The sequence below is a fragment of the Collinsella sp. UBA1693 genome (assembly GCF_002320115.1).
Lineage (GTDB): Bacteria > Actinomycetota > Coriobacteriia > Coriobacteriales > Coriobacteriaceae > Collinsella > Collinsella tanakaei.
Map to the genome: position 1 here is coordinate 252,558 of NZ_DCJT01000002.1, position 13,429 is coordinate 265,986.

Below are 13,429 nucleotides of genomic sequence, written 5' to 3' on the forward strand. Positions count from 1 at the left end.
CTCCATCGGCGCCCCCGCGGTCGCTTTGGCCGCTGGCAGCGGAGACATCCAGCTGCTCGCCACCGACCAGCAGAACTGGTCTAACGGCGAGTTCAAGTTCGACAAGGAGGCCAGCGCCAACGGATCCTACACCGTTACGTCCGGCGACACGCTTTCCTTCGTCAGTGCAAAGGATGCGCTCGGCAACGACTACGCCGCCTCCGACGTCACCGTGCTGTTCTTCGCCAGCAACGGCGGCGACGACATCCAGCCTAACAATACCCTCGTGGACGCATCCGATACCATCGCCAAGCGCGCCGGCGCCATGCCGAAGGCCTACGCTGCCAACGGCTACTGGGCGGTCGTGTTCCAGGGCGACGTCCTCGATAACGGCAAGCTCATGGAGCTCAGCGACAGCACCAAGCTCTCCGACATCACCGCGAAGGGCAACGACGTCTACAAGGCCTTCAAGCTGACCGTCCAGAACAAGACGACCACCCTCTCCGGCGCCGAGGCTTTCGAGTATGATGGCACCGCCGCCGACAAGGGCATGGCGGACGTCGATTTCCAGTACAATGGCGGCAACATCAAGGCGGCATTCAAGGTCGGCGGCGAGCTCGTGGACCTCGACGCCGTCAACATCGTCTGGACCTCCGTTCCCCAAGCTCAGACTGTCGCTGCCCCCAGCGACGACCAGGTGACCGTCTCCGCGGCCGGCACCTACAAGGCAAAGCTGACCGCCAAGGCCGGTGGGAAGTACTCCGGCTCCACCGAGGTCTCCTTCACCGTCAAGGGCATCGACCTCGCATCCGACGCGGTCTCCATCGCTCCCGTTAAGACCGGCACGCTGAATCTGAACGACAACCCTCTCGACAACTCCAAGATCACCGTCAACGGCATCGCTCTCGTCGACGGTGCGGACCTCTCCGCGACCCTGATCGCCAAGGATGACGCCCCCGCCACCGCTGACAGCAATGTGCTCACGACCGGTAAGTACACCTTCAAGCTTGCTGCCAAAGCTAATCAGTCGAATGTGAAGGGCGAGACCACCGTCGACATGTACGTCGTCACCGAGACCGTCAACTACTTGTACAACGGTGCCACTCTTAAAGACATGAAGTTCGACGCCGCCAAGGGCTCCATCTTCACGCCTGCGGCCATCACCGCCAAGGCGGGCTCCGAGGACGTCAAGTACACTCTGACCGTCACCAAGGATGGCAAGGAGGTTACTTCCTACGCCGAGCCCGGTACCTACAAGTACGTCCTGGACACCGCCGTTGCTGATGGTTGCGCCTACGCCGGCCACGAGGCGGGAGAGTTCAAGGTCCTCGGTAAGTCCTACGCCGGCAGCACGGTGTACGCTTCCGTCGATGGCAAGAACGTCGATAACAACGCTTCGTTCCCGTACAGCGGCGCCGAGCTGAAGCCCGTGGTGGTCGTTCGCGACGCCAAGAACAACCTGCTTTCCGAGGGCACGGACTACACCGTCAAATTCGTCGATGCAGAAGACAAGGACGTCGAGACCGCTGCCGAGGTTGGCACCTATAAGCTCGTCGTCAAGTTCGCCGACGACATCAAGCAGGAAATCTCCTTCAAGATCGTCGCCGCAACCCTCGCCGAGATCCGTCCCACGGCCGATTTCTTCGCTATTCCCGCTAACGGCGCCGCGACCCCGACCTTCGTCGGCTCCACCAAGTCCGGCGACGACTTCGACAAGGGCGTGAAGTTCGAGCTCGCCTCCGACCAGATCTCCGTGAAGTACTACGCCTCCAAGGTCGATGGCAATAAGGTCGTCATCGATGAGTCCGCTCCCGTCAAGGCCTCCGACCTCACCAAGGCCGGAACCTACTTCGCGAAGATCAACGTGCTCAGCACCGTTGAGAACTTCACCGCGAGCAATCTCGTTGCCCAGTTCGAGATCAAGGACTCCGTCCTCTTCACCGACGTCGACGCCAACGCCTGGTACGCCAAGCCCGTTTATGAGGCGGCCAACCTGAAGTACATGAACGGCATGTCCGGCACCAAGCTCTTCATGCCCGAGGCGAACATCACCCGCGCCGAGCTCTCTGTGGTCCTGTTCAACATGGCGGGCCAGCAGGCCACCGGCGACAAGAACGCCAGCTTCCCGACCAAGTTCGACGACGTCGACAAGGACGCCTGGTTCGCCGAGACTGTCGCCTGGGCCTCCCAGGCCGGCGTGATGAACGGCTACGACGCCGACAGCTTCGGCCCGTTCGACAACGCCTCCCGCGAGCAGGTCGCCTGCATCCTGTACAACTACGCCAAGGCGCAGGGCAAGGATGTCTCCGTCAAGGACGCCGACACCGCGCTCGCCAAGTACTCCGACGGCGCCTCCGTGTCCTCCTGGGCCAAGACCGCCGTGGCATGGGCCGTCGAGAATGGCGTCATGGGCAACGGCTCCGAGCTCAACTGCTTCGGCACCATCACCCGCGCCGAGGTCGCTGCCATGGCAGTCAACTTCCAGCCCGAGGCTCTCTAACCGCTTCCGTGGTTAAAAGTCCCTGACTGACGCCCGGCCCGCTCCCCTTGCGGGAGCGGGCTTGCCGGAGCGCTCTATCCTGAAAGAACCCTCCTGCAAGCCTTAAGGCAAATGCAAGCTGTCGCTCAAGGCTCGATGCGCCGAAGGCCCCCGTAGAGATACGGGGGCCCTCGGCGTTTCACGTCTGAATTTTCAGTGCAAATAGCAGGAAGGGCCCCTATCGGGGCCCTTCCTGCATCGAGCCTTGTGCGACAGCTTGCTTACGTGCTTAAGGCTTGCCGGGGGATTCCGAACAAGGAACCCTCCGGCAAGCCCTCCCCCGGAGGGGAGGACGTTGCGATCGGTTGGAAAACCGATGTTAGGCCTTGTAGTTGACGACCATGGCAGCGGTCTCGGCGCGCGTGATGTCGTTGAAGGCGTTCACGAAACCGGCGTTGCCCATGATTCCGTTCTCGACCGCCCAGGCGACGGAGCCCTTGGCCCAGTCGGAGACGGCGGAGCCGTCGGACATGGAGGAGAGGACCTTGTCTGCGTCCTCGATGGAGACGTCGGCCTGGTCGACCTTCTTGGCGTAGTTGGCCAGCATGCAGGCGAGCTCCTCGCGGGTGACGGGGGCGTCGGGAGCGAAGGTGCCGTCGCCGTAGCCGTTGACCACTCCGGCCTGCTTGGCCCAGGCGATCGCCTCGCCGTAGTAGGCCTTGCCGTCGACGTCGTCGAAGGACTTCCAACCGAAGACCTCGTTGAAGGAGCCGTCGGTCTCGTTCATGTCCGCGCCGGCCATGTTGAACAGGACGCATGCGACCTGGCCGCGGGTGATCTGGTCATGGGCGCCGAACAGGACGCCGTCGGCGTAGCCGTTCATCCAGTCATTGGCTTGGGCGTCGAAGACCACGTCGAAGAACCAGTCGCCGGGCTTGACGTCGTTGAAGACGAGCTTGTCCTTGTTGACGACGATGAACTCTACCGTGGTGGTGTAGTCGTCGTTGGCGAACTCGAAGTTCTTGGCGAGCTCCTTGTTGCCGGTCAGGGTGACGCGGCGCTTGCCCTCGTCCTTCAGGCGGTTCGGGTAGGAGACCTCGACCCACTCCTGCTTGGCCTCGTCGAAGATCTCCATCTTCAGGTACTTGTTGAACTCGACCTTCGCGACGGTGCCGAGGGACTCGACGCCCTCGCCATCGTTGGCCTCGTCCTTGGAGTCGGAGACCGCGACATGGGTGTCGTAGCCGACGAGCTGGGCGTAGGTGAGGTCGTTGGAATGGGTCGCGACGTAGGGCGCGCCGTACCAGGAGTCGCCGCCGATAACGTACAGCTTGGAGAGGTCGACCTTGTTGACGGTGACCGGCAGCTCGGTGTCGCCAGTGAGCTCGAGCTTGTCGGAGACGACCTTCAGGGTGTAGGAGCCGGCGTTCTTCGCCTCGGTGACGACCTCGCCCTCGGAGTCGAGGAGCTCAAGAGAAAGGGTGATGTCCTTGATAGCCTCGCCCTTGTCGTTGAAGGCCTTGACGGTCAGGCCTCTGAAGTCGAAAGCCTCGCCGTCATAGGTCTTCTCGAAGGAGGTGACGACCTCGCCCTTAGCGTCGTAGACGAAAACGTTGGCGTCTGCGTCGACGACGTCCTTAACGATCTTGACGGTGAAGGTCGCGGAGCCGCCATACTGATGCTTATTGGAATCAGGCTTGACGGTCACGGTAACGGTGTAGTTGCCGGGCTTGTTCTGAGCGAGCAGGTCCTTGTCCGTGCCGTTGGTGACGCCCTCCTTGCTGACCTTAACGTCATATTTGTCGGCGGACAGCAGGGTCTCGCCGCCGTAGACCTTGAGAAGGGAAAGGTCGAAGCTCTCCTTCTTCGCGAGGTTCACGTAGTAGGAATCCTTAAGCGCGGCGCCATCATACTGATAGGTGGCGTAGGCGGAGATCTTGTGAACGTCCACGATGCGCTGCTCGGCGGGAACGGTCACGTTGACGTTCTTGGCCTCAGCATTCACGGTAAAAGCGAACTTATAGGCGCCTGCCTTGTCGAACAGGACGTCCTCTTTGCCCTGGCTATCGGACTTGAACTTCAGGGAGACAAGCGAGGTGTCGAGCTCGGCATAATCGGCAGTGCCGATTGTTCCGACGTGAACCTTGGAGGGCTTGGAGGGGGCTGCGTCGGAGGCGATCACGTCGTCGACGACGATCTGGTCGGCATTGGAGATGACGAACGGATGGACCTTGAAGGGGACTTCCTTGGTCTGGCCCGCGTACTGGCCCATACCGGTGAGGTACGCGACGTAGTCGCCAGCCTCGAGAACGGCGACGCCGGGGGCGGTGGCGACGTTGTCGGTGCCGGCCTTGAGGACCTTCACGGTGTAGTCCTTGCCCTCGACGAAGGCGACCTGGTCAGCGAAGCCGATCTTGATCTCGGAGCCGGTGTAGACAAGCTTGGTGTCGGTGGTGTTGTCCTCGACGGTGGAGTCGACCTCGAACACACTCACGTTCTGCAGGTCCGCGGCGGTGACCACGAGCTTGGTGGAGACGGAGGAGCCGGCGTAGACGCCCTTGAGGGCCTTCACGGTCACGACGTAGTTGCCGGGCTCGACGATCTCCTTGACGACGGTGCCGTCGGCCTTGGAGAAGACGACCTCGAAATCGGTGTCGTTGATGGTGATGGAGCTGTCGGCGCCGAGAGGGGTGACCTGTGTGGCCTTGACGTTCAGGGCGGAACCGTCGCCGTTGGCCTTCTTGGTATAGGGGGTGGCGGCGGTGCCGTTGCCGTCAACGCCGGTCAGCGTGATGGAGCCGCGGGAGAAAGCGTCCTCCGCGGGGGCGACCTGGAAATCGATGTTATTCGCGGCGAGCGCGACCGCGGGGGCGCCGATGGAGAGCGCGCCCACGAGGGAGGCGGTGACGACCGCGGCTACCCTCTTGCTCTTCTTGTTGACGCAAGCTGTCATACGTCTTCTCCTTCCAAAGGAACAGATAATCGCCAGTTAGGCGGGAAGGAGTTCTAGAGGCGGCGAACTCGGCAACCGGTCGCTCATACGCCGCGTCCATCCAGGAGACGGAGCGCATGGAGCTGGCGGGAGAGCTGGGTGTGGCTGAGTTCGACAAGATGATCGCCGGGATTAGGGCGCGCAGAGAGGCGCGGCGACGGGGGTGATTTCCCGAGACCTCGCCCCGACGTCGATCCGGAGCGGGCGGTACGCTAGCATGCCGTGCCATTCTTTATCGCGCTGGCGAGGCGCTTCCAGAGCCGCGAGGCCAACCTCAACGGCGCCCAGCTGCTCTTCACCGCCCACAACTCTTACCTGCTGTCGCGCGGGATCTTGGGGAGGGGCCAGGTGTGGCTCGCCGAGAAAGACGGGGGCGCGACGCGCCTGTACCCGCGACCGACTACGAGCCCAGGAAGGGCGAGGCGCTCGAGCAGGGCCGCCTCGCCGGCAGGTACGGCGCCGCGCCCGTGGTGCCGAGCGGCTTCCCGCACAAGCCGGACAGGTAGCGTGGAGCCGCGCAGTACGCGAAGGAAAACCGGCCCTCCACCCGCACACGCGCGGGTGGAGGGCCGGTTCAAGTTGCCGGAGTCGGCGACGGGGACAGCCCGCTAGGCGATGCGCTGGTACTCGAAGCTCCTTTGGTAGACTGCCTCGGGTGCGATGTCTATCTCGCCGCCCAGCCACGTGAGGACGCCGTGGTCGATGGAGAAGTCCTTCAGCACCTTCTCGTCCATGAGGGGCGCGAGCGCAGGCATGTCCGAGAGCTCCGTGGCGTCGAGGAGGCGCTCCTCGCCGCCCGCGAAGGTCACGACCATCTGGAGGTTTCCCACGTAGCGTGCCGACGCGACCTCGAGCTCGGGGACTGCCTCCCCGGCGTACGCGATTCCGTCCTTGATGTACATCTGCGGTCTCCTCCCTTAGCGGAGCGGGTCGATCTTGGGGAAGGGCCTGCCGGCGACGGCGAGGTTCCAAGCGGCGTAGAGCTCGTCCTCGTGGAGGGCGATCCAGCCCGACGCGATCCTTAGCTGCCTGGCGGGAAGCGATTCCGCGAGCAGCTCGCCGTCGAGCGCGATGGACGCCCGGTACTCGCCGTAGTAGACGTGGACGTGTGGCTTGTGGTGCCTGTCGTCGTCAGCGTACATCATCTTGATGATTATGCCGAGGAATCGGCTTACTTCCGGCATTTCCGCCCCCAATCCTTTTCTGTCAAGTATACCCGCAAGCCGTCGTTCCGTTTCCCCGCGGCGGGCTCCCGCCCCGGCACTCTCCTCCCGCTTCCCTCCGAACTCGAAAATCTCGCGCCCTTGCTCTCGACCAGGTGCGTGTAGCAGAGAGCGAGGACGGTGAAGCCATGGACGATGGGAGCCCTCTTGGTAAGCGATGCGAGCTCGCAGTCGAATCCCAGCTGCTCGACCGCCATCCTCGAGATGGGGCCGAGGAGCTTGCCCAGCTTCGAGCCAGGATTGGCGTAGCAAGGAAAGCGCCTCGCGAACGCCTTCATCTTGAAGAAGTTGCTCTCCCGCAGGAACCGCTCGGCCTCTCGTTCGTCCATAAGCTCGAAGCGAACCTCTCGGTCCTTGAGGTGGCTGACCTGCTGGGCGGCATCGATGAGCTGCCGTTCCCTTGTTGTCGAGGTGCCGGAATCACCCATATCGGCTCCAAAAGATAAGAAAAATGCGGCTGAAGGTACAGGTACCCGCAGCCGCTAAAAGCCCTAGGGCTTTTCACAATGACTGAAGCATAAATGATCGAGGCAGACGGGGGAAGCGCTCGGAAGGCGCGGGCCATCCATCGGAGGGACTCCACAGCCTCGACGCAGAGGGGCCACGCGCGACGGCAGCGCCGGCATCGGCTGGGGCCGGAACGCGCCTAAACCTCCGCGACATACCGAAGACGAGGACGTCCTTCCGCGCGACATCCGAGGGCTTGTCCTCGTCGCGCGCGGCGGGTCAATCTTGGGGAAGGGCCGGTTGGACGAAGCGCCGTCCGGCGGGCCCCGTGTTAGTACCACCGTTAACGTCACTTTGACGTTAACGGTGGTGTTTTGGCAGATCAGGCGTTAACACCACGTGGTGTTAACGGTGACGTTAACGATAATACGACAGCATGTCCCCGCAGCCTGCCGGCCCCAGGTCCCGCGGGCGATATCCAGTGATCCATGGTGCCCTTGAGGCGTCCCGCCCGCTGCGCCGCCCCGCTCGAATTGGTTATACCTTGCCACAACTTCCTCTCCTTCCCCTTCCCGCCTAACTGGCGATTACCTGTTCCTTTGGAAGGAGAAGACGTATGACAGCTTGCGTCAACAAGAAGAGCAAGAGGGTAGCCGCGGTCGTCACCGCCTCCCTCGTGGGCGCGCTCTCCATCGGCGCCCCCGCGGTCGCGCTCGCGACCACCGATGCCGGCATCGACCTGCTGGCAGCCGACTGGTTCGACGGCGCTAAGGTCTCCAAGGCCACCGACGGCAAGGGCGGCTCCTTTTCCGATCCCCTGAAGGCCACCTTCGAGGCCGGTTCCGGCAAGTACCTCGTCCCGACCCAGGTCGCCAACCAGCACGTCGCCACAGACGTCGACGACAACTTCGACATCGTCTACACGGCCGCGAACGCCGGTAGTGGCTACACCGGTCTCAACAACACCTGGGAGTACAAGTCCGATGCGCTCGGCCTCAAGAAGTTCACCTACAACAAGAGCACCGGTCTCACTCCCGAGCAGGCGGCGGCCTACTTCTCCGGCAAGCTGACCGATATTGAAGGCAAGGCAATCACCGTCATGGCCGACTCTTGGACCGTTTCCGTGTCCAAGGATAGCAGCGAGCCCGTGACCGCGGTCTTCCAGATTTCCGCCGCCCAGGCCAAGACCTACACCGCCTTCGAGGTCAACCCCGCCGACGCGAGCGACACCTCCGACACCACTTTCACCTATGATGGCACAGCCCTCGTCACCGTGAGCAACCGAGACAAGAACGCCATCCAGTTCGTCGACCAGAACGGTGACGTGCTCAAGCCCGCCAACGTTACGATCAAGACCTCGACAGGTGGCCCCGCGGACGATGGCGTCAAGGAGCCTGGCAGCTACGTTGTCACCTTCACCGCCGATGGCAAGACCTACAACGTCCCCGTCACCGTCGGCAAGCTCGACCTTTCCGAAGCGAAGCTTTCCATCGAGAACAAGGTGAATTCCAACTACACGAACGATGATGAGGCAACCGCCCTTCTGAAGAACATCATGCTCGGCGAGGTTTCTCTGAGCGATATGGGCAGCATCTCCGTAGCTAAGGTCTCCGCTCCCAACGGTTCTTCCATCTTGGACACCACCAAGGGTGTCTATACCGTCACCGTTGCTGCCGACTCCGACTCTGGCGTCGCCACCGGCTCCGCCACCGTCAGCTACGCCGTGCTCGACAAGGACTCCCTCGCCGACATGAAGGTCTACTACGGCAAGAAGGAGGTCACCGTAACCAACGGCATCTCCATCGACCTCGCGGCAGGCCAGTCCTTCGACGCCTCTAAGGTCAGCGTGACCTATAAGGCCGAAGACGACAAGACCTACACGCTTTCCGGCGACCAGCTCGAGCTCGTGTTCAAGGCCGGCGATAAGGTCGTCGATGCTTCCGAGCTCGCAAAGGCCGGTAAGTACACGCTCGTGGTCAAGGCCAAGCCCTTCCAGGACTTCTACAGCTCCAACAAGTGGGTCTCCGGCGCCTCTTCCGAGATGGCCATCTCCGTCACCGGCAAGACCGTCGCCCACAACGACGTCGCGTTCTACTTCGACGGCGAGATAGCCGGCGCGCGCAAGGCCGTGGCCTACGACGGCACCGACCAGCTCGATAAGCTCACCGCCAAGGTCCTCGACGAGGACGGCAAGGAGCTCGTCGAGGGGACCGATTACACCCTCGAGGTGACCTACAAGGGCAAGAAGGTCGAGGAGGCGGTCGACGCCGACGAGGACAACGCCTACACGGTGACCGTCAAGCCCATCATCTTCACGTTCGACGGCTCCCAGACCGAGTCCTTCGACCTCACCATCAAGAAGGTCCAGCTCGACGTCCTGATCCCCTCCACCATCGACATGAAGGACGCCGCCAACGACGAGACCGGCGAGATCGAGACCGAGGACGAGAAGAACGAGTTCTACGTCCCCTTCACCGGCAAGGCGGTCTCCATCCCCGCTCTCAAGTACGAGGTCAAGGACACCAAGGGCAACTGCACCTACGTCGACCTCGACTCCAACCTGTACTCCGTGGTCAACGTCAAGTACAAGGACGATGTCGTCAAAGAGGCCGTCAAGGCTGACCCCAAGAACCCCTACACCGTCAAGGTCATCCTGACCGACGATGCCTCCAAGAACTACAGCCTGAACGACAGCACCTTCTCCTTCACCATCCGCGAGTACGGCCACTTCGCTGACGTCGACTCCGCCGAGTGGTATTCCGCGCCCGTCGAGAAGGCGTACTACGAGCTCTACGTCAACGGCATCTCCGGAACCAACCTGTTCGCCCCGAAGGCCGAGATCACCCGCGCCGACGCGGTGTGCATCGTCTTCAACATGGCCGGCGGCGACCAGAAGATCAAGGACGATGAGTTCTCCTTCTCCGAGGTCGGCGGCTACGTGACCGGCTTCTCCGACGTGGACGGACACGCCTACTTCGCCAAGGCGCTCGCCTGGGCCAAGGCCTCCGGCGTCGCCAACGGCTCCAACGGCCAGTTCCGCCCCTACGACAAGATCACCCGCGAGGAGTTCGCCTCCCTGCTGGCCAACTTCGCCAAGTCCAAGGGCGACTACGAGGCGGTGGACGCCGACGAGGTCCTGGGCTCCGCCACGGACTTCTCCGCATGGGCGAAGGAGAACGTCGCATGGGCCAAGGCCAACAAGGTCATGGGCAACGGCGGCTTCATCAACGGCACCGGCAACATCACCCGCGCCGAGGTCGCTTCCATGGCTGTCAACTACCAGCCCCAGAACCTGACCGGTCTCACCCGCAATGCAGATGGCGACATCATCGCTAAGCCCCAGGCGTAACAATCGCTTCGGGTCCTGCTAGGACGTTTAACTGAAGCCCGCTCCCTCTCTGGGAGCGGGCTTGCCGGAGGGCTCTCGAGTCGGAGAGCCTCCCCGCAAGCCTTAAGGCAAATGCAAGCTGTCGCTCAAGGCTCGATGCGCCGAGGGCCCCCGTGGAGTTCCGCGGGGGCCCTCGGCGTTATATTCGATTTCCAATTAGATAGATAGCAGGAAGGGCCCCTCTCGGGGCCCTTCCTGCATCGAGCCTTGTGCGACAGCTTGCTTACGTGCTTAAGGCTTGCCGGGGGGTTCCGAAGCGGGAGCCCTCCGACAAGCCCTCCCCAGAGGGGGAGGGCCCGGCTATATCTCGCTAAGCGGAGGCTTAGAGGGCGAGGTCGGAGTTGACGACCATCGCGGCGGCCTCTGCGCGGGTGATCTGGGCGGTCGGGGCGATGAAGCCGCCGTTGCCCATGATCTCGGAGTCGACGGCCCAGGCCACGACCTCCTCGGCCCAGTCGGAGACGGATGCGCCGTCGGAGAACTCGCCCAGGACCTTGTCGGCGTCGACGTCGACGAAGGCGTTGTACTTCTTGGCGAAGTTGGCGAGCATTGCGGCGAACTCCTCGCGGGTGACGTTGGCGTCGGGGCGGAAGGTGCCGTCGCCGTAGCCGTTGACCACGCCGGCCTGCTTGGCCCAGGAGATGGCCTTGCCGTAGTACTCCTTGCCGTCGACGTCGTCGAAGGACTTCCAGCCGACGAGGTCGTTGTACCAGTTGCCGTCGAGGTCGATGCTCTCGCCGCCAGCCATGTTGAAGAGGATACAGGCGACCTGGCCGCGGGTGAGCTGGTCGGTGGAGCCGAACAGCTTCGTGCCGGCGTAGCCGTTCATGAGGCCGTCATTCGCGGCGGAGGTGACGGGTGCGAACCACCAGTCGGTGGGAAGGACGTCGGCGAACTTGAGCTCGGAGTCGAGGACGTGGAACTCCAGGACGGTTCCCTCCGCGGTCGCGAAGACGACGTTCTTGGTGACGTCGTCGTTCATCGGGGAGACGACGCAGCGGAACTTGCCGGTCTCGTTGCCGTCGACCTGGTTGACGTCGGCCCACTGGCCGGTCTTCTCGTCCTGCTTCTGCCAGACGGACTTGACGCCGTCGATGGTGTTGACGGGGGTGCCGTCAATCTTGTTGAACTGCTTCCAGTCGTCGAGCTTGCCGTTGGAGTCGGCGTCGACGCCCTGGAGGTACTGAAGGTTGAGGCCCTGGAGCGCACCGCCGCCGACCTTGGCGTAGGTGAAGCCGAAGTCGGTGCGAACCGCGCCGCCGGCGAGCTTGACGTTGGCAAGGTCGAGCTTGTTGACGGTTACCTTGACCTCGGTGGTACCGGTCAGCTCGTACTTGGAGCTGGTGACCTTGAGGGTGTAGACGCCCGCGTCGGTGGTGGAGGCGACCTCCTCGCCCTTCTCGTTGTAGAGCTTCTTGACCAGGCTTGCATTCAGGCCGGCGTAGTCCTCGCCGTCAGCGCCGGAGACGGTGAAGCTGTTGGCTGAGACCGCGGTGCCGAAGTCAACGGTTACGTCGGTGACGACCTTGTCGCCATACTTGACGTAGACGTTCGCATCTGCGTCAACGGACTTGGCCTTGACGGTCACGGTGCAGGTGTCGACAGCCGCGGCGGAATGGTCGCTAGCGGTCGCGACGGCCTTCACGGTGTAAATGCCGGGCATCTTGTTCCAATTGGTGCTAGTCACATCGACGCCATCGGCGTTGACGACGGTGGTCTTAACGCTGGCGCCCGTGATCTCGGACTTTCCGTCCTCGCCGTACACGGCGGTGATCTTCGTGACGTCGAAGACGGGGGACTTGGCGTTGGCGAGGTCGGTTGTGAAGGAGGTGGGCCACTCCTCGCCGTCGTAGAGCATGGTCGCCTTCTCGGCGTACTTGCCGACCTTTACTTCCTTGGTCTTGGAGGCGCCAGCAGCATCGACGGTGAAGTTAGAATCCTTGTCCACAGCGGGGGAGGCCACGAACGTATACTCGCCCTTGTCAGAGAAGATGCCACCCTTGAGCGCGAGCTTGACGGTCTCGGGATCGAGTTCGGTGGTGCGGCCATCGTCGACGCGGTAGACGCGGACCGGCTGGGAGGGCATAGCGTTGCTGTCGATGACGGGGTCGACGACGATCTCCACAGCATTGGAGTCAAGGTTGAACGGGTTCACCTTGAAGGAATCGGAGACGACGGTCTGGCCGGCGTACTTGCCGAGGCCGTTGACGACGGCGAAGTAGGTGCCCGCATCCTTGACCTCGACGCCGCTGGCGTCGACGGAGGAGCCGTCCTTGAGGAACTTGACCTCGTAGTCGACGCCCTCGACGAGCTCGGAGCCAGCGGCCTTGATTCCAAGGTCGAGCTCGGCGCCGGTGAAGTACAGCAGGGAGTCGCCGCTGTCGGCGGCGTTGGAGGGGTTGACCTCGTAGACGGTGACTTTAGAAAGGGTCTTGGGGCTCACGGTGACGGGAACGTAGAGCACAGCGCCCTTGTAGTCGCCGGAAAGGCCCTTGATGACCACGCAGTACTTGCCCGGATCCTTGATCCTGGCGACGGCCTCGCTGGTCGGGTTGCCCTTCTCGTCAGCCTTCACGAAGGACTGGCTGTAGTTGGTGTCAACGGGGACGTTCTTGCCGAGGACGGTGTTGACTTCGGTGACCTTGATATCGATGAAGTCTCCGTTTGCAACGACGGAGATCTTGCCGTCGTTGAGGTTGCCGCCGTTGCCAACCGTGGCCTGGCTCGCAACGCCATTAGAAAACTCGGAGTTCGCGTCGGCGGTCAGCAGCTCGATGCCAGAATTGGTATCGGTTGCGAAGGCCACCGCGGGGGCGCCGATGGAGAGCGCGCCCACGAGGGAGGCGGTGACGACCGCGGCTACCCTCTTGCTCTTCTTGTTGACGCAAGCTGTCATACGTCTTCTCCTTCCAAAGGAACAG

General features: G+C 62.7%; 7 protein-coding genes. 2 read left to right on the plus strand and 5 right to left on the minus strand.

Features of this window, described 5'->3' with window-relative positions; all coding sequences use genetic code 11:
- On the plus strand, positions 1-2,479 hold a 2,479-nt coding region (locus tag B3H65_RS02185; RefSeq protein ID WP_286683952.1), incomplete at its 5' end, for an S-layer homology domain-containing protein.
- A 358-nt stretch (positions 2,480-2,837) separates the two neighbouring features.
- Here B3H65_RS02185 and B3H65_RS02190 read toward each other — a convergent pair.
- The 4 genes from B3H65_RS02190 to B3H65_RS02205 all read right to left on the minus strand — a co-directional run bounded on the left by B3H65_RS02190 (position 2,838) and on the right by B3H65_RS02205 (position 7,101).
- A complete protein-coding gene (locus B3H65_RS02190; protein WP_286683953.1) occupies positions 2,838-5,411 on the minus strand; it encodes an S-layer homology domain-containing protein in 2,574 nt (857 codons plus the stop codon).
- 647 nt (positions 5,412-6,058) lie between these two features.
- Positions 6,059-6,352, minus strand: coding sequence for a DUF2442 domain-containing protein (locus B3H65_RS02195; protein ID WP_286683954.1), 294 nt, complete (start codon positions 6,350-6,352; stop codon positions 6,059-6,061).
- 15 nt (positions 6,353-6,367) lie between these two features.
- Complete coding sequence (locus B3H65_RS02200) at positions 6,368-6,634, minus strand: DUF4160 domain-containing protein (RefSeq protein ID WP_286683955.1); 267 nt, start codon at positions 6,632-6,634, stop codon at positions 6,368-6,370.
- On the minus strand, positions 6,622-7,101 hold the full coding sequence (locus B3H65_RS02205; RefSeq protein ID WP_286683956.1) for a hypothetical protein: 480 nt from the start codon (positions 7,099-7,101) through the stop codon (positions 6,622-6,624). Before B3H65_RS02205 ends, B3H65_RS02200 begins: the two co-directional genes overlap by 13 nt.
- Positions 7,102-7,736: 635 nt before the next feature.
- Between B3H65_RS02205 and B3H65_RS02210 the strand changes: the two genes are divergently transcribed.
- Positions 7,737-10,469, plus strand: coding sequence for an S-layer homology domain-containing protein (locus B3H65_RS02210; RefSeq protein ID WP_286683957.1), 2,733 nt, complete (start codon positions 7,737-7,739; stop codon positions 10,467-10,469).
- A gap of 361 nt (positions 10,470-10,830) precedes the next feature.
- Here the strand turns inward: B3H65_RS02210 and B3H65_RS02215 are convergent, their stop codons facing one another.
- A complete protein-coding gene (locus B3H65_RS02215; RefSeq protein ID WP_286683958.1) occupies positions 10,831-13,404 on the minus strand; it encodes an S-layer homology domain-containing protein in 2,574 nt (857 codons plus the stop codon).
- Positions 13,405-13,429: the final 25 nt, after the last annotated feature.

Coding starts and splice junctions, on each gene's coding strand:
- B3H65_RS02210 (WP_286683957.1), top strand. CDS start 7,737: ATGACAGCTTGCGTCAACAAGAAGAGCAAGAGGGTAGCCGCGGTCGTC.
- B3H65_RS02190 (WP_286683953.1), bottom strand. CDS start 5,411: ATGACAGCTTGCGTCAACAAGAAGAGCAAGAGGGTAGCCGCGGTCGTC.
- B3H65_RS02200 (WP_286683955.1), bottom strand. CDS start 6,634: ATGCCGGAAGTAAGCCGATTCCTCGGCATAATCATCAAGATGATGTAC.
- B3H65_RS02195 (WP_286683954.1), bottom strand. CDS start 6,352: ATGTACATCAAGGACGGAATCGCGTACGCCGGGGAGGCAGTCCCCGAG.
- B3H65_RS02215 (WP_286683958.1), bottom strand. CDS start 13,404: ATGACAGCTTGCGTCAACAAGAAGAGCAAGAGGGTAGCCGCGGTCGTC.
- B3H65_RS02205 (WP_286683956.1), bottom strand. CDS start 7,101: ATGGGTGATTCCGGCACCTCGACAACAAGGGAACGGCAGCTCATCGAT.